This is a genomic window from Phreatobacter sp. GW821-FHT04C01 (assembly GCF_059420385.1).
The window spans coordinates 1-24,734 of record NZ_JBWKTP010000017.1 but is presented as its reverse complement, the minus strand read 5'-3'; the positions used below and the strand labels follow the sequence as shown (position 1 = coordinate 24,734).

The 24,734-nt window shown below is 68.0% G+C and carries 20 protein-coding genes; 4 read left to right on the top strand and 16 right to left on the bottom strand.

Features of this window, described 5'->3' with window-relative positions:
- Positions 1–11 precede the first annotated feature (11 nt).
- From AC07WJ_RS35540 to yajC, 4 genes are read right to left on the bottom strand one after another with little or no spacing between them, the layout of a single operon-like run.
- Positions 12–410 (bottom strand): Mth938-like domain-containing protein, encoded by a 399-nt coding sequence (locus tag AC07WJ_RS35540; protein WP_494939466.1) that lies wholly within the window; start codon positions 408–410, stop codon positions 12–14.
- A gap of 1 nt (position 411) precedes the next feature.
- Positions 412–1,362, bottom strand: coding sequence for a protein translocase subunit SecF (gene secF / locus AC07WJ_RS35535; protein ID WP_494939465.1), 951 nt, complete (start codon positions 1,360–1,362; stop codon positions 412–414).
- 24 nt (positions 1,363–1,386) lie between these two features.
- Positions 1,387–3,003 carry a protein translocase subunit SecD gene (gene secD, locus AC07WJ_RS35530; RefSeq protein WP_494939464.1) on the bottom strand — a complete coding sequence of 539 codons (1,617 nt, stop codon included), beginning with the start codon at positions 3,001–3,003 and terminating at the stop codon, positions 1,387–1,389.
- A gap of 59 nt (positions 3,004–3,062) precedes the next feature.
- Complete coding sequence (gene yajC / locus AC07WJ_RS35525) at positions 3,063–3,392, bottom strand: preprotein translocase subunit YajC (protein ID WP_494939463.1); 330 nt, start codon at positions 3,390–3,392, stop codon at positions 3,063–3,065.
- 204 nt (positions 3,393–3,596) lie between these two features.
- Here yajC and AC07WJ_RS35520 point away from each other — a divergent pair, with 204 nt between their 5' ends.
- The gene (locus AC07WJ_RS35520; protein WP_494939462.1) at positions 3,597–4,490 is read left to right on the top strand and encodes an ATP-binding protein; all 894 of its coding nucleotides are present in this window, start codon (positions 3,597–3,599) and stop codon (positions 4,488–4,490) included.
- Positions 4,491–5,077: 587 nt separating this feature from the next.
- Here the strand turns inward: AC07WJ_RS35520 and AC07WJ_RS35515 are convergent.
- From AC07WJ_RS35515 to recO, 5 genes are all read right to left on the bottom strand, one after another.
- A complete protein-coding gene (locus tag AC07WJ_RS35515) occupies positions 5,078–6,733 on the bottom strand; it encodes a peptidoglycan DD-metalloendopeptidase family protein (RefSeq protein WP_494939461.1) in 1,656 nt (551 codons plus the stop codon).
- A gap of 94 nt (positions 6,734–6,827) precedes the next feature.
- Complete coding sequence (locus AC07WJ_RS35510) at positions 6,828–7,487, bottom strand: protein-L-isoaspartate(D-aspartate) O-methyltransferase (protein WP_494939460.1); 660 nt, start codon at positions 7,485–7,487, stop codon at positions 6,828–6,830.
- Between the two features lie 13 nt (positions 7,488–7,500).
- Entirely contained in the window at positions 7,501–8,283 is a 783-nt protein-coding gene (surE, locus tag AC07WJ_RS35505; RefSeq protein ID WP_494939459.1) for a 5'/3'-nucleotidase SurE, read from the bottom strand.
- On the bottom strand, positions 8,283–9,560 hold the full coding sequence (serS, locus tag AC07WJ_RS35500) for a serine--tRNA ligase (RefSeq protein WP_494939458.1): 1,278 nt from the start codon (positions 9,558–9,560) through the stop codon (positions 8,283–8,285). The genes surE and serS overlap by 1 nt, the downstream gene beginning before the upstream one ends.
- 99 nt (positions 9,561–9,659) lie before the next feature.
- Positions 9,660–10,370 carry a DNA repair protein RecO gene (gene recO, locus AC07WJ_RS35495; RefSeq protein WP_494939512.1) on the bottom strand — a complete coding sequence of 237 codons (711 nt, stop codon included), beginning with the start codon at positions 10,368–10,370 and terminating at the stop codon, positions 9,660–9,662.
- A gap of 127 nt (positions 10,371–10,497) precedes the next feature.
- Here recO and AC07WJ_RS35490 point away from each other — a divergent pair, with 127 nt between their 5' ends.
- Positions 10,498–13,494 (top strand): autotransporter outer membrane beta-barrel domain-containing protein, encoded by a 2,997-nt coding sequence (locus tag AC07WJ_RS35490; protein ID WP_494939457.1) that lies wholly within the window; start codon positions 10,498–10,500, stop codon positions 13,492–13,494.
- Between the two features lie 364 nt (positions 13,495–13,858).
- Here the strand turns inward: AC07WJ_RS35490 and AC07WJ_RS35485 are convergent, their stop codons facing one another.
- From AC07WJ_RS35485 to AC07WJ_RS35455, 7 genes are all read right to left on the bottom strand, one after another.
- Positions 13,859–14,104 carry a DUF1737 domain-containing protein gene (locus AC07WJ_RS35485; RefSeq protein ID WP_494939456.1) on the bottom strand — a complete coding sequence of 82 codons (246 nt, stop codon included), beginning with the start codon at positions 14,102–14,104 and terminating at the stop codon, positions 13,859–13,861.
- On the bottom strand, positions 14,101–15,012 hold the full coding sequence (era, locus tag AC07WJ_RS35480; protein ID WP_494939455.1) for a GTPase Era: 912 nt from the start codon (positions 15,010–15,012) through the stop codon (positions 14,101–14,103). The genes AC07WJ_RS35485 and era overlap by 4 nt, the downstream gene beginning before the upstream one ends.
- 3 nt (positions 15,013–15,015) lie before the next feature.
- Complete coding sequence (gene rnc / locus AC07WJ_RS35475) at positions 15,016–15,828, bottom strand: ribonuclease III (RefSeq protein ID WP_494939454.1); 813 nt, start codon at positions 15,826–15,828, stop codon at positions 15,016–15,018.
- Position 15,829: 1 nt separating this feature from the next.
- On the bottom strand, positions 15,830–16,576 hold the full coding sequence (gene lepB, locus AC07WJ_RS35470) for a signal peptidase I (RefSeq protein WP_494939453.1): 747 nt from the start codon (positions 16,574–16,576) through the stop codon (positions 15,830–15,832).
- 306 nt (positions 16,577–16,882) lie between these two features.
- Positions 16,883–17,968, bottom strand: a complete 1,086-nt coding sequence (locus AC07WJ_RS35465; RefSeq protein ID WP_494939452.1) for a TRAP transporter substrate-binding protein — start codon at positions 17,966–17,968, stop codon at positions 16,883–16,885.
- A gap of 68 nt (positions 17,969–18,036) precedes the next feature.
- On the bottom strand, positions 18,037–19,491 hold the full coding sequence (locus AC07WJ_RS35460; RefSeq protein ID WP_494939451.1) for a TRAP transporter large permease: 1,455 nt from the start codon (positions 19,489–19,491) through the stop codon (positions 18,037–18,039).
- Positions 19,492–19,525: 34 nt separating this feature from the next.
- Positions 19,526–20,074 (bottom strand): TRAP transporter small permease subunit, encoded by a 549-nt coding sequence (locus tag AC07WJ_RS35455; protein ID WP_494939450.1) that lies wholly within the window; start codon positions 20,072–20,074, stop codon positions 19,526–19,528.
- A 224-nt stretch (positions 20,075–20,298) separates the two neighbouring features.
- Here AC07WJ_RS35455 and AC07WJ_RS35450 point away from each other — a divergent pair, with 224 nt between their 5' ends.
- The gene (locus AC07WJ_RS35450) at positions 20,299–23,853 is read left to right on the top strand and encodes a hybrid sensor histidine kinase/response regulator (RefSeq protein WP_494939449.1); all 3,555 of its coding nucleotides are present in this window, start codon (positions 20,299–20,301) and stop codon (positions 23,851–23,853) included.
- Entirely contained in the window at positions 23,837–24,514 is a 678-nt protein-coding gene (locus AC07WJ_RS35445; RefSeq protein WP_494939448.1) for a response regulator transcription factor, read from the top strand. The genes AC07WJ_RS35450 and AC07WJ_RS35445 overlap by 17 nt, the downstream gene beginning before the upstream one ends.
- Positions 24,515–24,734: the final 220 nt, after the last annotated feature.

Below are 24,734 nucleotides of genomic sequence, written 5' to 3'. Positions count from 1 at the left end.
GCTCGAAGGCCTCAGTCCACCGCGACCAGCGCGGCCGCGACGCGCCGGCCCTCGGCCAGCATGATGTTGTAGGTCCGCGCGGCGGCCCCCGTGGTCATCACGTCGAGCCCCATGCCGGCGTCGCGCAGGGTCCAGCGGACCTCTTCGGGCACCGGATAGGGCGCGTCTCCCGCCCCGATCAGCAAGACGTCGATGGCGGCCCGCTCCGCGATCACCTTGGCGAAAGCCTCCGGCGTGAAGTCCAGATGGCTCGCCGTCTCCCAGGCATGAATGCCCGACGGCAGCGCCAGGATCGAGCCGCGATGGCTCATCTCGGCGAAGCGGAAGCCGCCTCGCCCATAGGCGTCGATGATGAAACGGCCCGGTACGAAGCCGTCATGCAGCTGGCGGATCGGTTCGCCGCGCGGCACCTCAGGCTTTGACCTTTTCGGTGGAGACCGCCGCCGCCGACACCGGCGCGCTGAAGCCGCCGGTGCGCAGGCCGAAATAGATCAGGATCGGCGCGGCGATGAGCAGCGACGAATAGGTGCAGATCAGCACGCCGACCAGCATGGAGGCAGTGAAGCCCCGGATCACCTCGCCGCCGAAGAAGAACAGGCCGAGCAGCGCCAGGAAGGTCGTCATATGGGTGATGGTGGTGCGCGCCAGCGTCGAATTGATCGCCTCGTCGAGCAGGTCGGCGATCGGCATCTTCTTGTGCTTGCGCAACATTTCCCGGATGCGGTCATAGATGACCACGGTGTTGTTGAGCGAGTAGCCGACAATGGTGAGCAGCGAGGCGATCGAGGTGATGTCGAAATCGTTGCGCGTGATCACGTAGAAGAACACCACGACGGCGATGTCGTGCAGCGTCGCCACCATGGCGCCGAGCGCGAACTGCCATTCGAAGCGGAACCACAGGTAGATCAGCACGGCCAGGATCGACAGGATCAGGCCGACCACCGACATCTGCACCAGCTCGGCCGAGACCGTCGGGCCGACCACCTCGGTGCGGCGCACCTCGTAATCGGCATCGACCACCTGGCGGACGCGCTGGAGCGCCGCCTGCTGGCCGGCATCGCCGCCGGGCTGCTCGCCGTAGCGCACCAGGACCAGCGCCGGACCGCCGAATTCCTGCAGCTGGACCTCGCCGATATTCACCGTGCCGAGCCGGTTGCGCAGCTCGAGCATGTTGGCGGTGCCTTGCTTCGCCTGCAGCTCGACCAGCGTACCGCCCTTGAAGTCGATGCCGACATGCAGGCCGAATATGAGGAACCCGACAATGGTCGCCAGCGTGACGATCATCGACAGGGCGAATGCGATCGGCCGGATTCGCATGAAGCCGAATTTGGTGTCGTCAGGGACGAGTCGCAGCAGGCGCACGGTAAAGATCTCCCTTTCGCGCGATCACATCGGGATCCGCGCGGGTTTGAACCAGCGCAGCCAGAGGACGACGATGAACCGCGTGAAGGTGATGGCGGTGAACATGGTGGTGATGATGCCGAGGCCCAGCGTCAGGGCGAAGCCCTTGACCGGCCCGGTGCCCAGATAGAACAGGATGACCGCCGCCAGGAACTGCGTGACATTGGCATCCATGATGGTGCCCATGGCCTTGGTGAAGCCGGTATCGATGGCCGCGATCACCGATCGGCCCATGCGGGCTTCCTCGCGGATGCGCTCGAAGATCAGCACGTTGCTGTCGACCGCCATGCCCACCGTGAGCACCACGCCGGCAATGCCCGGCAAGGTCAGCGTCGCCCCGACCAGGCTCAGCAGCCCGAACATCATGGTGACGTTGACGATCACGGCGATGTTGGCGAACAGCCCGAACAGCCCATAGGTCGCGAACATGAAGATGACGACGAAGATCGAGCCGATAATGGCGGCGCGGGTGCCGGCGGCCACCGAATCGGCGCCGAGCGAGGCACCGACGGTCCGCTCCTCGACCACGGTGAGCGGCGCCGGCAAGGCACCGGCGCGCAAGAGCAGTGCCAGGTTGGCCGAACTCTCCGCCGTGAACCGGCCCGAGATCTGGCCCGAACCGCCGAGGATCGGCTCGCGGATGACCGGCGCCGAAACCACCTTGTTGTCGAGAATGATGGCGAAGGGTCGGTTGACGTTTTCCTGGGTGACCTGCGCGAACTTGCGGCCACCACTCGAATTGAAGCGGAAATTGACGATCCATTCGGCCGACTGGGCACTGAACGCCGCTTGCGCGTCGACCAGTTCCTCACCCGAGACGATCACCCGGCGCTGCACCAGATAAGGGATCTGCTGGACGACGCGGCCGCCTTCCTTGACCTCTTCATACATGACCTGGGAATCGGCCGGCGCCCGGCCGGCCAGCGCTTCTTCCACCCGCATCGACTGGTCGACCAGCCGGAACTCCAGCTTCGCCGTCGTGCCGATGATCGCCTTGACGCGCTGCGGGTCCTTTTCACCGGGCACCTGCACCAGGATGCGGTCGGCGCCCTGGCGCTGGATCACCGGCTCGGTCGTGCCGAGCTGGTCGATACGGCGCCGGATCACCTCGATCGACTGGCTCACGGCGCGGGTCAGGCGGTCACGCAGGCCCGCCTCGGTGGCGGTCACGGTGAACACGTCGCCCTGGCGCGTGACCTCGAAATCATATTGCCCGGACGTCGAGAAGGCGCCGCCGAGCGGCTGCGGGATCTTGCGCAGCTCGGTATTGGCGAGTTCGGCGTTCTGGCCTTCGCGCAGCCGCGCCACCACGCTGTTGCCCTGGAAGGTCACGCTCGCCACCTGGACGCGCGCATCGCGCAGGATCCGGCGGACGTCGTCGCGCAGGTTTTCCAGCCGCTCCTTGCGCACCGCATCGGCATCGACCTGCACCATCAGGTGCACGCCGCCCTGCAGGTCGAGGCCCAGCGTCATATGCGTGCGCAGGGCCCTGGGCAGCTGATCGACCCAGGATTGCGGCATGATATTGGGCGCAGCCAATAGCATGGTCACGAAGGCCGTCAGCAGGATGAGGGTGGCTTTCCAGCGCACGATGTTGAGCATCGGTGGTCGTTCCTAGGCGAAAACGGGCGCGCCCGCGCGGGCGCGCCGGACCTCAAGTCTTACTTCTCTTCCGCCGGCTCGCCCTTCGAGCGCACCTCCGCGACGAATTGCCTCGCCGCGCGAATGCGCACGTTGTCGGCGATTTCGATTTCGAGGGTCGCGTCATCGACCACTTTGGTGATCCGCCCGATCACGCCGCCCGAAAGCGTCACCTGATCGCCGCGACGCAGATTGCCGAGCATTTCCTGCTGCGCCTTCACCCGCTTCTGCTGCGGCCGGAGGATCAGGAAATACATGATGACGAAAATCAAGACGAAGGGCAGCAGCGAAGGCAGGAGTTCGCTGATGGAACCCGCTCCGGTCTGGGCGAAGGCCGGGGTGCTGAACATGGACGGTCCTTTGTGGAGATCCCGTCGCATCATCGCAACAGGCATGGAAATTCGCGCGGACTATAGCCACCAAAGCGTCGATTGCAACGGCGGCTACCACCTCTTGGAGCCATGTGGGTCGCGCGGAGCGATCTTTCCAGTCCCGCGATTGCTCGAAGGGCTGAGCTGGTGCAAGTGACGGACGACAGATCCTGGAGTTTTCCCGTGTCCGACGACCTCGCCCGCGCCATTCAACCCACGACCGACACCTTGCTGCGCATCGCCGCGGCGCTCGAGCGCCTGGCGCCGCCGGTGCCGGCCATCCCCGACCTCGCCGCCGCCGACGCTTTCGTCTGGAATCCGGTCGGGCCCCGGCTCGAGCCGGTGCAGCGCGTCAACCGGGTCGAAATGGTGCTGCTGCGCGGCATCGACCGGTCCCGCGACACCCTGATCGAGAACACCCGCCGCTTCGCCGCCGGCCTGCCCGCCAACAACGCCCTGCTCTGGGGCGCGCGTGGCATGGGCAAGTCGTCGCTGGTCAAGGCGGCGCATGCGACCGTCAATGGCGGCCTGGTTCAGTCCGGCGGCCGGGCGATCCTGAAGCTCGTCGAGATCCATCGCGAGGATATCGAGACCCTGCCCGGCCTGATGACCCTGGTGCGCGCCTCGGCCTATCGCTTCATCGTGTTCTGCGACGATCTGTCCTTCGACAACAACGACACCTCGTACAAGTCGCTGAAGGCCGTTCTCGAAGGCGGCATCGAGGGCCGGCCCGACAATGTCATCTTCTACGCCACCTCCAACCGGCGCCACCTCCTGCCGCGCGACATGATGGAGAACGAGCGCTCGACCTCGATCAATCCGGGCGAGGCGGTCGAGGAGAAGGTGTCGCTGTCCGACCGTTTCGGCCTGTGGCTGGGCTTCCACAAATGCAGCCAGGACGAATATCTGGCCATGGTCTTCGGCTACGCCGCCCATTTCGGCCTGAAGCACGACGAGGACACCATCCGCGCCGAGGCGCTGGAATGGTCGACCACCCGCGGCTCCCGCTCCGGCCGCGTCGCCTGGCAATATATCCAGGACCTCGCCGGCCGGCTCGAGGTCCGGATCGAGGCCTGAGGGGCCGTTTGAGCGCAGGCCCCGATGAGGTTTCACATCGTCTTGCCTGGGCTTGGCCCTGACGTTCAAGACCTGTTCTGTTTTGGATGCGGCCATGCCCGGGCCAGCCCCCCGGGGAAGGCGAAATCTTGCCTCGGGTGAAATGCACGGCACCGCCGGTCACAGGACCCGGGCCCTGGCCCGATACGCCGTGAGGCCTCACATCGTCTTGCCCGGGCTTGGCCCGGGCATCCACGACTTCTGCCGGCGGTCCCACCCAGAGGACCCGGATCGCTCCGATCTCCACCACCAACTGGCTCAAATTCGTGGATGGCCGGGACAAGCCCGGCCAAGACGAGAATAGCCCTGGAGGGGAGTGCAGCGGATTGACCGGGTCACGCGGACGACCAGCGGCGGCGAACCACCCTGACAACGTCCCGGACGGCATCCGAAAAAGAGTTGGGGCGGCACTGCCGTGCCGCCCCGAAAATGACCAGCCCCCTTTGGAGGTCGCAGGAGAAGGGCTGATCGACTACCCGTGTCGGCGCGCCGCGTGTCGGGCTCGGATGCGCCCTGCCCGACCAACGCACGTCGAAATCCTGAAAAAGTCAGTTCGAACCGAGATAGGTCATCGGGTCGACCGGGGTCGCGCCGCGCCGGATCTCGAAATGCAGCTGCGGCGAGTTGACATTGCCGGTCTGGCCGGCCGAGGCGATGGTCTGGCCACGCCGCACCTGCTCGCCGCGCCGGACCTTGATGTCGCTGTTATGCGCATAGGCCGTGACGAAACCGTTGGAATGGCGCACCAGCACCAGATTGCCGTAACCGCGCAATTCGTTACCGGCATAGGCGACCACGCCGTCTTCCGCCGCCTTGATCGGCGTGCCCTCGGGCACCGACAGCTTGATGCCGTCGCTCGAGCCGGGGCGGAAGTTGGAGATCACCCGGCCGCGCACCGGCCAGCGGAATTGCGGATCGGCATTGGCGGCCGGCGTCGCGGCGGCCTGCTCGGTCCGCGCCGGCTGGGCGGCCGGTGCCTCGGCGGCCGGCGCGGCGGGAGCCGGCGCGGCGGGAGCCGGAGCGGCAGCCTGGGTCTGGGCCGGCGCGGCGCGGCCTTCCGGCGCTTGCCGGGCGGTTGCCGTGGTCGGGGCGATCGAACCGGTCGCCTGCTGGTCGGCGCGCTGGCCGGCCGGCGTGTTGCGCGCCTGGGCGGCGGTCCGCTGGGCATGCTCGCGCTGGGCTGCGGCGGTCATCGCCGGCGCCGCGCCGGGCAGACGCAAGGTCTGGCCGATCCGCACCGGCCGGTCGAGTTGCAGGCTGTTGGCGCTGGCGAGCTGCTGGCGGGTCACGCCATATTTGGTCGCGATCGACCCCAGGCTCTCGCCCATGACGACGGTATGCGACGCCGGACGGGCCGTCTGCGGCCGCGCATGGGCCTGCGGCTGCGACGCCGCGCCCTGATTGGCCGCCTGCGAGCCCGCCTGCCAGTTCATCCGGGCCTGCGGCACCGGCGCGGTCGCGGCATCGTTGCGCGTCGGCTGGGTCATCGCGATCTGGCGCACGGGCGGCCGCGGCGTCGCCGGGCGCGGCGCTTCGGCGGCCTGGCCGCGCATCGGCTCGGCCGGACGCACCGGATCCGCCGGACGGGCCGGCGCCTGAGCATTGCTGGCGACCTGGTTGCCGAGCCCCATCGAATAGGTCGGGATCACCACGGTCTGGCCCGGGCTCAGCGCCTGGCCGGGGGTGAGGTTATTGGCCTGCGCGATCGCCGAACCCGGGACGCCGTAGCGGCGCGACAGGGTTTCGACGGTATCGCCCGCGTTGGTGCGGATGCTGGTGCCGCCAGCGGCCGACCAGCCGCCGCGGCTGGAGCCGGTCGCGGGCTCGCCATTGCGCGCCATGGCCATCTGCCGCACGGCCGGGGTCTGCGGACTGGACGAACCGAAGCGCTGGCGCTGCGGCACCGAGCCGGTGGTCAGGCCCGGGTCCGAATTGGCGCCGAAGGGCGAGCTCTCGACCGGCTCGGCGCGCGGCGGCGGCTGGGCGACGACGAAATCATTGGCGGGCGTCAGCGGCGCGCGATCGACCCGGGTGGTCGGCACGGAGGCGACGGTGTCGTTGCGCGGCGGCGCGCTGGCGACCTGTTGCGAGCGAAAGGGGTTTTCATCGAAGCGTGCGATGTCGGAGCTGCAGGCAGCGCCCAAGCCCGAAACGGCGACGACGAGGGCAATCTTGGATAGCCCGGAAAACGCGCTGGCACGCATTGTCACTCTCACGCAGTACGCAACTTGATACGGCGTGATTTATGACCCGTTCAGGTTAAGGTTCGGTTTCCTTAACCTGAAAATTGCGCGGACATTACAGCCGGCGCGTCACGCCCGGCACCGCCGGTTCGACCCGGGCGCGGCCGAAGGCCGTCGCGACGAGGCCTTCCGGCCCGCGCACGGCGCGCACGATCTCCTGTGCGCCCGCCCCGTCGCCGATCGGCGCGACCAGCACGCCATCAGGCGCCAACTGGCTGGCGAGCCCCGCGGGGATCGCCGGCATCGCGCAGGTCACCAGGATCCGGTCATAGGGCGCGCGCGGCGGATAGCCGTCGAGGCCGTCGCCGAAAACCCCTTCGATCATGTCGTAGCCGAGCCCGCGCAGCCGGGCATGGGCCTCGTCGGCCAGCGTCCGCCAGCGCTCGACGGTAATGACGCTCGCCGCCAGCCGTCCGAGAATGGCGGCGGCATAACCCGAGCCGGTGCCCACCTGCAGCACGCGATGGCCGGCCTCGACGTCGAGCGCCTCGATCATCGAGGCGGTCAGCGAAGGCGGCAGGATCGACTGGCCGCAGGCGATCGGCAGCGCGATGTCCTCGTCGGCGAGCGAAAACCAGCGTGGATCGAGGAACGGCACCCGCGGCACCTGTTCCATCGCGCGCAGCACGCGGGTGTCGTGCAGGCCGGTCTGGCGCAGCATGAGAACGAATTCCGCCGCCGCCAGATAATGGTTCGGGCCCGGCGCCTCGTTCATCTCGGGGTCCCGATCAGGAGCCGGGGGCGCGATCGCCGGCGAAGACCGCGGCGTAACGCGTCATGGTCGGTTCGTCGGTCAGGTCGATGCGCAGCGGCGTCACCGAAATATGGCCTTCCGACAGCGCCCAGATATCCGCGCCGTGCTCGAGCCGCTGCTGGCGCCGGACGAAGGCGATCCAGTAATAGGGATTGCCGCGGCCGTCATGGCGCGGATCGATGGTCAGGATCTCCTGGTCGCGCCGGCCCTGCACCGTCACCTTGACGCCCTTGACGTCGCCAGGCTTGCGGTTCGGGAAATTGATGTTGATCAGCGTGCCCCTGGGCATGCCCTCTTCCAGGATGGTCCTGATCACGCCGGGCGCATGGGCCTCCGCCGTCTCGAACGGCACGGACTGGCGGGTCTCGGGGCCATAGGCCTGGGACAGCGCGATCGAGCGGACGCCCAGGATGGTGCCTTCGATGGCGCCTGCGATAGTGCCCGAATAGGTCACGTCCTCGGCGACGTTCTGGCCGCGATTGACCCCGGACAGCACGAGGTCGGGCGGATCGCCGGCCATCAGGTGCTTCACCGCCATGATGACGCAGTCGGTCGGCGTGCCCTTGACCGCGAAGGTCTTCTCGGAAATCTCGCGCAGGCGCAGCGGATCGTTCAGCGACAGCGAATGCGACACGCCGGACTGGTCGCTCTCGGGCGCGACGACCCAGACATCGTCGGACAGCGAGCGGGCGATCCGTTCGGCGCTTTGCAGGCCGGGGGCGTGAATGCCGTCGTCATTGGTGACCAGGATCCGCATCAGGCTTTCTCGACCGTCTTGAGCCCGCCCATATAGGGCTGAAGGGCCGCGGGCACCGCGATGGCGCCGCCGTCCTGCTGGTAGTTTTCCATCACCGCGATCAGCGCCCGGCCGACCGCCACGCCCGAGCCGTTGAGCGTGTGGACGAATTGCGGCCCGCCGGTCTTGGGACGATAGCGCGCATTCATCCGCCGTGCCTGGAAATCGCCGCAGACCGAACAGGACGAGATCTCGCGGAACGCCTTCTGGCCCGGCAGCCAGACCTCGATGTCATAGGTCTTGCGCGCCGAGAAGCCCATGTCGCCGGTGCACAGCGTCACCACCCGGTAATGCAGGTCGAGCCGCTTCAGCACCTCCTCGGCGCAGGCGAGCATGCGCTCGTGCTCGTCCAGGCTCTTTTCCGGCGCGGTGATCGACACCAGCTCGACCTTGAGGAACTGGTGCTGGCGCAGCATGCCGCGCGTGTCGCGGCCGGCGGCGCCCGCTTCCGAGCGGAAGCACTGGGTCGCCGCGGTCAGCCGCAGCGGCAGCACGTCCTCGGCGACGATCTCGTCGCGTACCAGATTGGTCAGCGTGACCTCGGCGGTCGGCGTCAGCCAGAAGCCCTCGCGGGTGACGAACATATCCTCGGCGGCCTTCGGCAATTGCGCCGTGCCATAGGGGATATTGTCCTTGACCAGCACCGGCGGCGCGATCTCGTCATAACCGTGCTCGGTGGTGTGCAGGTCGAGCATGAACTGGGCGAGCGCCCGCTCCATGCGGGCAAGGCCGCGCTTCAGCACGACGAAACGCGAACCCGACAGCTTGACGGCGGCTTCGAAGTCCATCTGGCCGAGCGCCTCGCCGAGCTCGAAATGCTCCTTGGCGGCGAAGGCCAGCGCCGGGGGCGCGCCGAACCGGTGATGCTCGACATTGGCGCTTTCATCCGGCCCCACCGGCACGTCGGCCAGAGGCAGGTTGGGCAGCACTTCCAGCGCGGCGATCAGCTCGGCCTGCGCCTTCCGGTCGGCCACCTCGGCCACCGCCATGGTGTCCTTCAGGCCGCTCACCTCGGCCTTCAGCCCGTCGGCACGCGCCATGTCCTTGGCGGCCATGGCCTGGCCGATCTCCTTGGACGCGGCATTGCGCCGCTCCTGGGCGGCCTGCAGCGTGGCGATCGCGCTCTTGCGGGCATCGTCCAGCGCGATCAGTTCCGCGGACAAGGGCGAGCGACCCCGGGCGGCCAGGCCGTCGTCGAAGGCTTGCGGGTTGTCGCGGATCCAGCGGATATCGTGCATGGGAGTTCTCGTCGCCCGGCTCAGGCCGGAAATGTCCTGACGCCATCAGGTTGCGGGATTAAGCGAGCGCATCCGCGATGGCAAGTAAAGCCTAGCGGCTCAACCCAACGACCGGATGAAAGCTTCGCGCGCATCCGGCATGGCGAGCCCGCGCGGCTCGAACACGTGGCGGGACAGGAAATAGCCGGTCAGCCGGAAACCGGCGAGCACATCCTCGAGCACCACCGGCCCGGGTCCTGCCAGGAAGGCCGGCAGCGCCAGGAGCTTGTCCTTCCACGGTTCACCCGCGCCGCGCGACACGGCACGCGCCGATTTCGGCGAGACATAGACGAGCTCGGCGGTCGCGCCGGTCGCAGCGCATTCGCTCAGGTCCAGGCCGAAGCCCAGCTCCTGCAGGATCTCCAGCTCGAAACGCACCACCAAGGGCGCGGCGATCTCGCGGTCCGGCAAGGCGTCGGCGATCATGGTCAGGCCCTCGAACAGGCCCGGATGCGGGTCGCGCTCCGGCATCAGGCGGGCGAGCGCGGCAAGATGGGTGATGCCGGCGACCCCCACCCTGCCCTCCATCAGCCGGGCCGCGCGCGACAGCACCGGCTCGACGGTGAAATTGCCGAGATGCTGGTCGAGCCGCGCGTGCCAGGTGGCATGCACGGTATTGCCCGGCTGCAGCACCGGCTGGTTCCGCCTGGAACGGCCGCCGCGCACCAGTCCGAGGTGGCGGCCGTGGTCGCGGGTATAGAGCTCCAGGATCACGCTGGCTTCCCCGTGCATGCGGGTGCCGAGCACGATGCCGTCGTCGATCCATTGCATGGCCGCGACCATGACCGGTTCGCACGTCCGAGGGAAGGCCCGAAGCGAACCTGACAATTTCATGAGAACTTCAACCAGCCGTCATGCAGCGCCCCTAATCAAGCGGCCTGAAGCATGGGGCTGAAACATGACATCGACATTCCTGCGCGGGGTTTGCCTTCGCGCGCTCGTGGTTGCCGCTGGCGGCCACGTTCTTCCCGCGGCTGCGCAGACCATCATCACCAACGGCCAGACGGTCACCGCCACCCAGACCATCTCAGGCATCCAGACCCTGACCATCGACACGGGCGGAACGCTGAGGACCTCCGGCATCGGCGCCAATTGGAACGGCGCCTCGACCACGGCCACCATCACCAATAGCGGCATCCTCGAATCGACCGGCGGCCGCGCCATCGATTCGAGCGGCGCGGCGACGTCGCCGCGCAGCATCACCATCGTCAACAATGTCGGCGGCCTGATCCAGTCCGGCGCAAACGATGCGATCCGGGTCAACACCAACCTCACCGGCGGCACCTTCATTCTCGACAATGCCGGACGGATCATCGCCAACAACACCAGCGTGATCACCGGCGGCGGGCAGGCGATCGACCTGCGCGGCATCGCCGCCGGCACGGCGAGCGTCACCGTCATCAACCGCGCCACCGGCTGGATCGAGGCCAAGTCGGACGACGCGCTGCGCCCTGGCCAGAACGGCATCGTCGAGAACTACGGCACGATCTACTCTTCCGGCACCAATACCTCCACGGGCAGCTCCGACGGCATCGACGCCGGCGGCAATACCGGCGTGGTCGTCACCAACCGCACCGGCGGCACGATCAGCGGCGCGCGCCACGGCATCACCGCCGATGCCGACATCACCGTGGTCAACGAGGCCGGCGCGACCATCATCGGCCGCAACGGCTCGGGCGTCGGCTCGGACGGCACCGCCACCGTGACCAATTACGGCACGATCATCGGCGCCTATGCCGGCCCGGGCAACATCCTCACCAATACCGGCGCCGCCTCGCTCAATGGCGACGGCGACGGCGTCGACATCGACCTGATCGGCACGGTGAGGAATTTCGGCATCATCCGCGGCACCGGCGCCGGCGGCGTCGACAGCGGCGGCCAGCCGAACGGCTCGGAAGGCATCGCCATGGGCGGCGGCCTGATCGAGAATGCCCGGGGCGCGCTGATATCCGGCGCCACCCGCGGCATCCTGATCGACAATGGCAGCGGCGGCTCGGCCTATGGCGCCATCACCATTCGCAACCAAGGCACCATCGAGGGTCTCGCCGGATCGGCGATCGGCATCGTTGGCACCTATGCCAATGTGCTGGAGAATTCCGGCCGGATCACCGGCGCCGGCACCGACGCCGCCGTCCAGATGGGCGACGGCGCCGACACCGTCACCAATTCCGGCCTGATCGCGGCGGCCGGTGCCTCGGGCATCGCGCTCGATCTCGGCGCCGGCAACGACACCCTGACGGTGCGCGGCGGCACCTTTGTCGGCGCGGTTCGCGGCGGCGCGGGCACCGACGCGCTGATCTTCGACCCCGGCGCCGGTGCCAGCCAGGTCATCGACACCACCTTCACGCAATTCGAAACGACACGTTTCGTCAGCGGCAAGTCGATCCTCACCGGCGCGATCGAAAGCAGCACCTCGATCGCCGTCGAAGCCGGCGCGACGCTCACCGGCACCGGCACGCTGACCACCGCCCTCCTGACCAATTCGGGCACGATCGCCCCCGGCCTCAGCCCAGGCACGCTGACGGTCACGGGCAATTTCGCCCAGACCGCCGCGGGCACGCTGCAGATCCAGGTCGGCGCCGCCGCCGCCAGCAGGCTGGCGATTTCAGGCACGGCGACGCTCGGCGGCACGCTGGAGATCGTCGCGGTCGGCGCCGCGACGCTCAACGGCACCTCGCGCGTCCTGACGGCCGCCGCGGTCAACGGCCAGTTCGCCAGCGTCGTCCCGCAATCGCAGTTCGTCACCGTCACCGCCATCTACGGCGCGACCTTCGTCGACGTGCAGGTGGCAACCCGCTTCGCCCAGGCGCTGGGCGCGACCGCCAACCGCGCCGCGGTGGGCGCCGCTCTCGACCGGCTCACCGGCAGCGGATCGAACGGCGCGCTGATCGGCGCGCTGGCTGCTGCTGCTCCGGCGGCGGCCGCCGGCCTCGTCGACAGCCTCACCGCCCAGGTCCATGCCGAAGCGCGCCGGGCCGCCGCCCGCACCGTTTCGGACGCTCAATCCGCCATCGGCGACCACCTGGCCGGCTGGCGTGCGGAGAACCGCCCGGCGCCGGCGTCCGGCTGGACGCTCTGGGGCACCACCACCGGCCAGTTCGGCAACCGCTCCGGCGACGGCAATGCGGCGCGCTCGTCATCCTCGGCCTTCGGCTTCACCGCCGGCTTCACGCGCCATGCCACACCCGACACCGTGCTCGGCGTCGCGCTCGGCTGGGCTTCGTCTTCGCTGTCGCTCCGCTCGATCGCCCAGAACGCCCGGGTCGAGACGACGACCGCGACGCTTTATGCGAGCCACCGTAGCGGCCCCTGGTTCGCCGACGGCTCGGCGACCGTCGGCTGGCTGACCGGCACGACCACACGCGACCTCCGCGCCATCCCCGGGACCGGCATCGCCAGCGGCTCGCTCGGCGGTTATGTCGGCGGCGCTTCCGTGCTCGCCGGCTATCGGTTCTCCGGCGCGGCCTGGTCGATCGAGCCGGCCATCGGCCTCGACTATGCCGGCGCCTTCGTCAACGACGTCGTCGAGACGGGTTCGGCGATCGGCGGCCTGGCGGTTCGCGGCTCCGGCTTCGACAGCCTGCGCGCCACCGCCGGCGCCCGTTTCGTCGCCTCGGCGCCGGTGGGCACCGGCACAGCAAGCATCGACCTCAGGCTGCGCTACGCGCGCGAGCTTCTGTCGACCATTCCGGCGGTCACGGCCAGCTTCATCGGCGATCCCAGCGGCGGTTTCACCACGCTCGGCGCCGCCGGTAGCCGCGACCTCCTGCTGGTGGGTGCCGGCATCGGCTACAGCCCGAACGCCGGAACGCGCCTGTTCGTGCGCTACGACGGCACGCTCGCCCAGCGCGAGACCAGCCACGCCGTGCGCGCCGGCGCCAGCATCAGCTGGTGAGGAGGCCGGCTGCAGACGGCGATCCAGCGCGTGGCGGCGACCTGAACATGCCCTACGTCACCCCAAGGCAAAGCATTTGCTTTGCCGAGGGCGAGCGAAGCGAGGGAAGGGGGTCCAGGGGGTGCAGGGCAGAAACCGGAACGCGGTCGAAAGACCCATCCGGACGTCATGCACTGAGAGCACCGCCTGTCGGCCCCTGGACCCCCTTCCCCTCGGCTTCGCCTCGGCCGGGGGTGACGTAAGGTGTTCATCGGCGCCAGCATCAACCGGTGACGGGGTGGCTCCAGGCCGCGATCCATCGCTTAGCGGTGGCAACAGGCTGTACGTCGCCCCCGGCGAGCCAGAGCAGCACCCTGCCCTCGCCTCAATAATCCGAGAGCTTCAGATCCGGCGAATAGGCGACGTCCTCGACCTCGCGGACGATCGCCTGGCCGCAGACGACCCGGCCCTTGACCGGATCGAAGGTCAAGGTCGGGTGGCCATAGAGCTGCCAGCCCTTGTTGATGGCCTCGCTGACCCGATGGCAGAAGGCGGCATCGTCGGGTCCGGTCAGGTAGCGGTAGAGCGTGGTGGTCTTTTTCGAACTGATGGCGGTCAGCATGGCGGTCATCGGCCTTTCGGAAATTCCAGTCCCATGCGCTCGTAGCGCTCGGGTTCGTTACCCCAATCCTCGCGCACCTTGATGAACAAGAACAAGTGCACCGGCACTTCAAAAAGCTTCGACAATTCCTCGCGCGCCGATTTGGAGATGGCCTTGATCGTCTCGCCGCCCTTGCCGAGCATGATCTTCCGCTGGCCCTCGCGCACGACATAGATGGTCTGCTCGATGCGGATCGAGCCGTCCTTCCGCTCCTCGTAGGATTCGGTCTCGACGGTCGAATCATAGGGCAGCTCGTCATTGAGCCGCTTGTAGAGCTTCTCGCGGGTGATCTCGGAGGCGAGCATGCGCGCCGGCAGGTCGGAGACCTCGTCCTCGGGGTAGTGCCAAGGGCCCTCCGGCACGATCTCGGCGAGATGCCGGCGCAGGTCGGCGACGCCCGAGCCGCTCAGCGCCGAGACCATGAAGGTCTTGGCGAACTTGGCGCGCCCGCCGAATTCGGCGGCGAGGTCGAGCAGCTTGCGCGGCTCGACCAGATCGACCTTGTTCAGCACCAGGTCGACCGGCTGGCGGATGTCCTGCAGCTTGTCGAGAATGGCCTCGACGCTTTCGTCCAGGCCGCGGCGCACGTCGACCAGGATCAGCACGCGATCGGCATCGGCTGCCCCGCCCCAGGCCGCCGTGACCATGGCCCGGTCGAGCCGGCGCTTCGGCGCGAACAGGCCGGGCGTATCGACCAGGACGATCTGCGAGGTGCCTTCCATGACGATGCCGCGCACCAGCGAGCGGGTCGTCTGCACCTTGTGCGAGACGATCGTCACCTTGGCGCCGACCAGGGCGTTGACCAAAGTCGATTTGCCGGCATTCGGAGCGCCGATGATGGCGACGAAGCCGCAACGTGTTGGTGCTGTCTCGGTCATTGTCTAGTCCCAGGGCGGCGGATCGGCCGGCCGAACGACGGGTATCACCGGCCGTGCCGGTTCCGCCGGTTTGCTTGTGCTGCGGTCCGTCGCGGCGGTCCAGACACCTTCGCGCACCAGCACGGCGGTGGCGGCGGCGATCTCGGCCGGACGCTTGGCCGAACCCTGGCCACGGCCCTCCTCGATGCCCGGGATGACCACGGCCATGGTGAAGACGGGAGCATGATCCGGCCCGGTGCGTTCGACAACCACATAAGTCGGTGTCGGCAGCCCCCGCCCCTGCGCCCATTCCTGCAATTCACTCTTGGCGTCGCGATTGTGCACCGGCCCGGCCACGACGCGTTCGCGCCAGTGGCGGGCCACCAGGGCTTCCGCCGCCGGCCAGCCGCCGTCGAGATAGACCGCGCCGATCACCGCCTCGGCGAGATCGGCGAGCACGCTGGCGCGCCGCCCGACCTGTGTAGCACTCTCGGTCGGCCCGACGCGCACGCCGGACCCGAGATCGAGTTCCGCCGCGACATCGGCACAGGTCTCGGCACGCACCAGGTCCGACAGGCGGCGCGACAGCGTGCCCTCGTCATCCGAGGGCAACATGCGAAACAGCATGTCGGCGACCGCGAGACCCAGCACCCGGTCGCCGAGGAATTCCAGCCGCTGATACGACTTGTCGCGCTTGTCGGCGCCGCTGACCGCGCTCGGATGGGTCAGGGCGCGGATCAGCAGGTCCTTGTCGGCGAAGGCGTGGCCGATCCTGGCCTCCAGCTCGTCCAGGCCGGGACGGATCGGCTTTGCTTTGCGACCAGGAGCCAAGGCCACCTCACCGCACGATATTGAGGAGCCGGGACCAGCGGATCGACCACGGCCAGCGCCAGAAGGCCCAGGCGCGCTCGCCTTCCTCGATGGAGAAGAACAGCATTTCCGCCCGCCCGACCAGGTTCTCCAGCGGGATCGGCCCGACCTGGCTGAGCACCCGGCTGTCGGTGGAATTGTCGCGGTTGTCGCCCATCATGAAGAGATGGCCGGGCGGCACTTCATAGACCGGCGTATTGTCGTAGAAACCGTTCTCATAGAGATCGAGCGTCGTATAGGTCACGCCGTTCGGCAGGGTTTCGCGGTAGCGCCGGGTGCGCGTCTCGCGGCCGTCCTCGACCTCGACGAAATCGTCGATGCGCTCGCGCTTCACCGCCACGCCGTTGATATGCACGACGCCGCCCAGCACCTGGATGCGATCGCCCGGCAGGCCGATCACCCGCTTGATATAGTCGACGTCTGGCTCGCGCGGCAGGCGGAACACGACGACGTCGCCGCGCTTCGGCACCGAGCCCCAGATCCGCCCCTCGAACAGCGGCGGCGAGAACGGCAGCGAATATTTCGAATAGCCATAGGCGTATTTCGACACGAACAGATAGTCGCCGACCAGCAGCGTATCCTTCATCGAGCCGGAGGGGATATTGAACGGCTGGAACAGGAATGTCCGGATCACCAGGGCGATCAACAGCGCATGGATGACCACGCGGACGGTTTCGCCCATTCCGCCTTTGGCGGTCTTGCTGGTTTCAGCCACTGTGTCGCGCCCGTAATCCCAAGGAAGCCCGCCCTATAGCCCGCTTCGACGCGCAGGTGCAATGACAGCGGCGTGATGCAGGCCCTCGGAACCCGCCGGGACACCGCTTCCGGCGGCCCATCGGCGGGCTCAGGGGATGGCGCGGATCCCTCGACACGACGCCGCGTCGCCCCCTGGGCGCGGCTCCCGGTCGCCGCGCACGGGAAGGTCGATGCAATCGCCCTGCCCGGCTTGTCCCCGAGATCCGCGACCTGCTTGCACCGGGATCAACCGGTCATGACCATCGTGCGGCGGTACCGGCCGGTCTCAGCGGCGATGGACATTCCGCACCATGAAATTGTCGAAGCCGAACTCGGCGACCTGGAACCAGAGCGTTTCCTCGTTCCGGAAGGCGCGAATATGCTCATAGAGCCGTTTGAAGTCGGCGTTCGTCGCGCTGATCTCGGCGTAGAGTTCATGCGCCGCCTTGTAGGCGGCCTCCATGATCTCGCGGCTATAGGGTCTCAGTTGCGCGCCGCCGGCGAGCAGGCGTTTCAGGGCCGCCGGATTGCGGGCGTCATATTTGGCCTGCATGTCGACATTGGCATGGACGGCGGCCGACCGGACAGCCGCCTTGTAGAGCGGCGGCAGGCTCGCCCACTTCTCCTGATTGATGAAGAGGTGGTACATCGGACCGCCCTCCCACCAGCCGGGGTAGTAGTAGAACGGCGCGACCTTGTTGAAGCCCAGCTTCTCGTCGTCATAGGGCCCGACCCACTCCGCCGCATCGATGGTGCCGCGCTCGAGCGCCGGGTAGATGTCGCCGCCGGCGATCTGCTGCGGCACCGCGCCGAGCCGCATCATCACTTCGCCGGCAAGGCCGGCAATGCGCATCTTCAGCCCCTTGAGATCGGCGAGGCTGGCCACCTCCTTGCGGAACCAGCCGCCCATTTGCGTGCCCGTATTGCCGGCCGGCAGCGCGAAGAGGTTGTGCTTGGCGAAGAAGGCGTTGCAGACCTCGATCCCGTCGCCATGGTACATCCAGGCGTTCATCTGGCGCGAATTCAGCATGAACGGGATCGCGCAGGGAATCGCGAAGGTCGGGTCCTTGCCGACGTGGTAATAGGCCCCGGTATGGGCGCATTCGACGGTGCCGTTGGCAACCGCGTCGAGAGCCTGGAAAGTGCCGACGATCTCTCCGGCCGCGAAGGTCTGGATCTGGAACTTTCCGTCGGTCAGCTCTCCGACCAGCCGCGCCAGGGTTTCGCCGGCGCCATAGAGGGTGTCGAGCGACTTGGGAAAGCCCGAAGTCAGCCGCCACCGGATCTCGGGGGCCTGCTGGGCCAGGGCCGGGGCCGCCACCATTCCGACCAGGCCGGTGGCGGAGGCCGCCAGGAGTTGACGTCGTTTCATGTTTCTCTCCCTTGGATGATTGTTGATGCCAGCGATGGGTCGTTGCGCCGCGGCGCGACGGGAACCGGTCAGGGCGTGGTCGGCGGAGGCTTGCCGGGGCCGCTGGGCAGGCCCGGCAGGTCGGCCTCGTCGGCCGCTTCCGGCTGCGCGAGGGTTTCCAGCGTCCGGGTGACCTGGGCCGCGTCGATCGTCTCCTGGCCTCCGATCCAGTAGGTCACCGAACCCGGCCAGGCGATGACGATGACGACCAGCAGGACCTGCAGGAGGATCCAGGGGATCGAGCCCCAGTAGATGTCGGAGCTCTTCACCTCCTTCGGCGCGATGCCGCGCAGGTAGAACAGCGCGAAGCCGAAGGGCGGGTGCATGAAGCTGGTCTGCATGTTCACGCAGAGCAGAACGCCGAACCAGACCAGGTTGATGTCCAGGGCCTTGGCGACCGGCACCAGCAGCGGCAGCACGATGAAGGCGATCTCGAAGAAATCGAGGAAGAAGGCGAGGAAGAACACGAAGATGTTCACCGCGACGAGAAAGCCGGTCCGGCCGCCGGGGAAATCGCTCAGCATGTGCTCGATCCATTTGGCGCCGTCGACGCCCTGGAACACCAGGCTGAAGACCGTGGCGCCGACCAGGATGAAGATCACCATGGCGGTGATGCGCATGGTGGCGTCCATGGCGCCCCAGACGAGATCCCAGGTGAGCCTCCGGTGCAGGGCGGCGAGCGCGATCGCCCCGACCGCGCCCATGGCGCCCGCCTCGGTCGGCGTGGCGAGGCCGAGAAAGATCGTGCCGAGCACCAGGAAGATCAGGACGACCGAGGGGACCATGCCCCAGAGCACCTTGCCGATCAGGGCCCAGCCCCTGAGCATCCGCGCCTCCGGCGGCAGCGGCGGCATCTTGTGCGGCGCGGCGACCGAGACGGCGGCGATGAACAGGATGAACAGGCCGACCTGGAGGATCGAGGGGCCGATCGCGCCGATATACATGTCGCCGACCGACACGCCCAGCTGGTCGGCCAGGACGACCAGCACCAGCGACGGCGGAATGAGCTGGGTGATGGTTCCGGACGCCGCGATCACGCCGGTGGCGATGCGCATGTCGTAGCCGTATTTCATCATGACCGGCAAAGAGATCATGCCCATGGCGATGACCGAGGCCGCGACCGTTCCGGTGATCGCGCCGAGGATCGCCCCGACCACGATGACCGCATAGGCAAGGCCGCCCGGCACCGAGCCGAACAGCTGTCCGGTTCCCTCGAGCAGGTCTTCGGCGAGGCCGGCGCGCTCGAGGATCACGCCCATGAAGGTGAAGAACGGGATCGCCAGCAGCAGCTCGTTCGACATGATGCCGAAGATCCGGAACGGCAGCGCCTGCAGGAACGGCACGGTAAAATGACCGAGCTCGATGGCGATCAGGCCGAAGAACAGGCCGAGCGCCGCAAGCGAAAAGGCGACGGGGAAGCCGACGATCAGGAAGACGATCAGGCCGGCGAACATGGCAGGCGCGGTCAGGCCGTGGACCAGCATGGCTCAATCCTTCGAATATCGGGGGACGGCGGCGTTATTGCAGCGGCTTCTCGTAGGCGACGAGCGCGCTCGCCGCCCCGGACCTGTCGCGCAGCGCCGCGACGCGCTTGATCAGCTCCGCGACGCCCTGCAGCGCGAGCAGCCCGAAGCTCAGGGGCAGCAGCAGCTTGACCGGCCAGAGGATCAGCCCGCCGGCATTCGACGACGCCTCCTGCGACTGAAAGCTCGCCAGGAAGAAGGGCCAGGCCAGGACGAGGATGAACAGCACCGCCGGGAACAAGAAGAGGACGAGGCCGAACACGTCGATCAAGAGCTTCTGCCGGTCGGTCCTGGAGCCATAGAACAGGTCGACGCGGACATGCTCGTTCAGCTTGAAGACATAGGGCGCGCCCAACAGGAAGATCCCGGCATACATCTGCCACTGGATCTCGAGCCAGGCATTGGATGACGCGTTGAAGAGATAGCGCGAGGCGGCATTGGCCGCGCTGATCACGCAGGACACCAGGACCAGCCAGGACGCGAACTGGGCGCATCTGCGGTTGATCTCGTCAATGCCTCGGGCAAGGCCCAGAAGAGAGCTCATCGATTGTCCTCCCGCCGAAAGATCGCATTGTCTTTCGTTGTCTTGGCTCCTGACCTAGCGATCGCGACCCGCGGGAGCGCCCCCTACTTTCGCTCCACCACCCCCCTACTTTCGCTCATCGCGGCACAATTCTTAGGCACGACGCGGTCCGGCATATTGTTGACGGTCGATGATCTGACTAACGTTCAGGCACAGGCTCTTTCTCAACATGCGGGACGACCGGGGTGCAGAGCTGGCTGGTGCTTGCCGTTGCCGGGGCATATCTCGCCGTGCTGTTCGCGGTTGCCTGGTGGGGCGAAACGCGATCGGCGACGGGCGCGGCGCCGATCGGCCGGAGCGCCCTCGCCTATGCGCTCACGCTGGCGATCTACAACACATCCTGGAGCTTCTACGGATCGGTCGGGCGGGCCGCGACCAGCGGCTGGGACTTCCTGCCCATCTATATCGGCCCGACACTCGTCCTGGTCTTCGGCCAGCCCGTGCTGACCCGGGTCATCGCGCTCGCCAGGGCCCAGAACACCTCGTCCATTTCGGAATTCATCGCGGCGCGCTACGGCAAGAGCCAGGCGCTGGCCGCGCTCGTCACCGTCGCGGCGCTGGCCGGCGTGCTTCCCTATATCGCCCTTCAGCTGAAGGCCGTCGGCGCCAGCTTCGATATCCTGACCGCGACCGACAAGGACCATGCGGGAACGGCCGGACCGTTCTGGCGCGACAGCGCCTTCGCCGTGGCCGCGGCCATGGCCGCCTTCACCATCATCTTCGGGGTCCGTCACATTACCGCCGGCGAGCATCACCGCGGCCTCATGCTGGCGATCGCCTTTGAGAGCCTCGTCAAGCTCGCCGCCTTCGTCGCGGTCGCCGCCTTCATCGTCTTCGGCATGGCCGACGGCTTCGGCGAGCTGGTGGCGAAGGCGCAGAGCGACCCCAGCCTCCGCCCGCTCCTCTCGGTCAATCCCGGCGACCCCACCTGGATCACCAACACGCTGATCTCGGTGATCGCCTTCCTCTGCCTGCCGCACGCGTTCCACGTGGCGATCGTCGAGAACGAGAGCCCGCGCCATACCCGTCCGGCCGCCTGGCTCTATCCCGGCTATCTGGTGATCCTCAGCATCTTCATGATCCCGATCGCGATCGCCGGGCTGACCCAGATCGGCCGGAGCGCCAATCCGGACACCTATATGATCTCGCTGCCGATCGCGGCCGGCCATTGGGGCGTCGCGCTGCTGGCCTTCATCGGCGGCCTCTCGGCCGCGACCGGCATGGTCATCGTCGCCGCCGTGTCGCTCAGCACGATGCTGTGCAACGACGTCACCATGCCCTTGCTGCTGCGTGCCCGCTCGCTGGCGCCCTGGGCCTGGAGCGGCGATGTGTCCCGCGTCCTCTTGCGCATTCGCCGCGGCGCCGTGGTTGTCGTGCTCATTCTGGCCTATGTGATGCACCGCGCGGTGGATCGCGACTACCCGCTGACCCAGATCGGGCTGGTATCCTTCGTCGGCGTCGCGCAGTTCGGGCCGGCCTTTTTCGGCGGCCTCTACTGGCGCGGCGCAAGCCGGGTCGGCGCGCTCGCCGGCATTGTCGCCGGCGTCGCGGTCTGGGGCTATACGCTGCTCCTGCCGGCGACCCTGCCGCTCGTGTCGATAGCCCCCACGATCCTTTCGGAGGGGCCTTGGGGCCTTGCCTGGCTTCGGCCCCAGGCGCTGATGGGGTTCGATCTCGATCCGATTTCGCATGGCACGGTCTGGAGCCTGGCGGCCAACCTGGTGGCCTTCGTGCTCGGCTCGATGCTCTCGCGCCAAGGCCTGATCGAGCGCCTGCAGGCGGCCGCCTTCGTCAGCGGCCCCCGCGGCGATACCGACGCGCCCGGGCCCCGCCGCGCGGTCGCCCGGCTCGAGGACTTGCAGGCCCTGGCCCTCCGCTTTGTCGGGGCCGAGCGCGGCCGGTCGGTTTTCCACGATTATCTCGCGGCCCGGCGCGACGGAACGGGGCCGCCGCTCGACCCCTCCGGCCTCGCCGACCTGCACGCCATCCGCTTCACCGAACATATTCTGGCCGGCGCCATCGGCGCGCCTTCGGCGCGCGTGGTGATGGCATCCTCGCTGCAGGGCTTCTCGCTGTCGCGCGGCGCGGCGATGGCCATGCTCGACGAGGCGGCCGAGGCGCTCCGCTTCAACCGCAGGCTGCTCGAGGCGGCGCTCGAGACGGTGCCGCAGGGGATCTGCACCTTCGACGCCGAGCTGCGCATTACCGCCTGGAACGGCCGCTTCCTGCGCCTGCTCGGCCTGCCCGCGGATGCCGTCCGGGTTGGCCTGCCCTTGGCCGCCTTCGCCGCCGACAACCGCAGCCGCGGCGAATATGGCGGCCGCGACATGGCCGCGCTGCTGGCCGACCGGGATGTCTCCGCTCAAACCTGGCCTTATGTCCACGAGCGCAGGCGGCAGGACGGCACGGTCCTGGAAGTGGTCTACGACCGCATGCCCGACGGCGGCTATATCTCGACCTATACCGACGTTACCGACCGGCACCGGGCGGCCGAAGCCTTGCGCGCCGCCAACGAGACGCTGGAGCTGCGCGTGCGCGAGCGCACGGAAGCGCTCATGCAGGCCAAGGCCGAGGCCGAGAGCGCCAATGCCAGCAAGACGCGGTTCCTCGCCGCGGCGAGCCACGACCTGCTGCAGCCGCTCAACGCGGCGCGCCTGTTCATCGCCGCGCTCGACGAGACCCAGACGGAGCCCGGGAGCCTCAGCCTCGGCGCCAGGGAGCGCAGTCTCGTCGCCCATGCCGGCACCGCGCTGCGCTCCACCGAACAGCTTCTCGGCGGCCTCCTGGACATCTCCTCGCTCGATTCCGGCGCGATCCGGCCGAATGTCCGGCCCTTTGCCGTCGGGCCGATCCTGGAACGCCTGGCGATCGAATTCTCCGCGCTGGCCAAGGAGCGCAACCTCGTGCTGCGCCATGTCGGCTGCGGCGCCACCGTCAGCACCGACCCTCAATTGCTGCGCCGGATCCTGCAGAACTTTCTCGCCAACGCCCTGCGCTATACCGCCTCCGGCCGCGTGCTGCTCGGTTGCCGGCGCCGGGGGGCATTTCTGCGGATCGAAGTCTGGGATACCGGCAGCGGCATTCCGGAAGACAAGCATGCGGAGATCTTCGAGGAATTCCGGCGCCTCGACGAGTTCCATGGCGGCCGTTCGGAGAAGGCCCTCGGGCTCGGCCTCGCCATCGTCGACCGCATCGCCGGTCTCCTCGACCTGCGGCTCCTGCTCCGCTCGCGGGTGGGCTACGGCACCTGTTTTGCCATCGATGTTCCTCTCGCGGAGCCCGCGGCCCCGGTGATCGCCGGAACCGCCGCCGAACCGGCGGGCCTGCGCGTCAACCCGCTGCTCGTCCTCTGCATCGACAACGAAGCGGAAATCCTGGAGGGGATGCGGGCCCTGCTCGAGCTTTGGGGGCACGAGGTGGTCACGGCCGCCGGGGCCGCCGAAATCGGCGGCAACCTCCGAGGCCGGATCCCCGATGTCATCCTGCTCGACTATCACCTCGGCGGCCGGTCCACCGGCCTCGATCTTCTCGACAGCCTCCGGCACGATTGGGGCTCGCGGATTCCCGCCCTGCTGCTGACCGCCGATCGCAACGAGAAGGTGCGCCAGCAAGCCGAGCGGCGCGCCTGCCAGATTCTTTTGAAACCCTTGAGGCCAGCCGCCCTGCGCCGCTTCCTGACCGGCGCGAGCCTGCGGTCTCACGTCTTGGAGGCAGGAGCCGATCATGACCGCGAGACATAGCGACCTGCCGGGCGCACCGCGGATCGTCATCGGCGACGATCATCCGCTCATCCGCGCCGCGCTGCGGACCGCATTGTCCGGTGCATTTCCCGGCGCGACGATCGAGGAATGCTGCAGCCTCGATGCGGTCATTCAAGCCATCGGTCCGGCGTCGGAGACAGCCGACCTCGTGCTGCTCGACCTCAACATGCCCGGCTCGAGCGGGCTTGCCGGACTTTTCCTGCTGCTGTCGCGGTTTCCGACCGTCCCCGTCGCGATCGTCTCGGCGGTCGAAGACGCGGCGACGGTGCGCCGGGCCCTGGCCTCTGGCGCCTGCGGCTATATTCCCAAATCGCTCGGCCTCGCCGAAATGGTCGGCGCGATCAAGACGCTCCTGTCCGGCGGCATCTGGGCCCCGGCCTCGATGGCGATCGAAACGGATGTCGGCGCCGAGGATCTCCTGATCGCGCGCCGTTTTGCCGCCTTGTCGCCGCAGCAGCTGCGCATCCTGCGCATGATCGTCCAGGGGCGCCTGAACAAGCAGATCGCCGGCGAACTGCGCGTCTCCGAGCAGACCGTGAAGATCCATGTCTCGGCGATCTTCCGGAAACTGGGGGTATCGACACGCACGCAGGCGGCCGTCCTGGCCGGCACGGCGGCCGTCTTCTCGATCGGCAGCTGAGCCGTCGCCCCTGCCCCGCAGGCCGCTGCCCGGCATGCCCGATGCCGGCCGGCGGGCGGCGCCTGAATTCAACCGCCGTGCCGCAGGCCGTTCAGACCGGTTCGGCCGTACCCGCCTTCAGCCCCGGGGCGCGCGCGACAGGCTCGTCGTGCAAATGGCATGCGGCGAAATGCCCTTCGCCGGTGGCCTTGAGCTGGGGCTCCTCGACCTTGCAGCGATC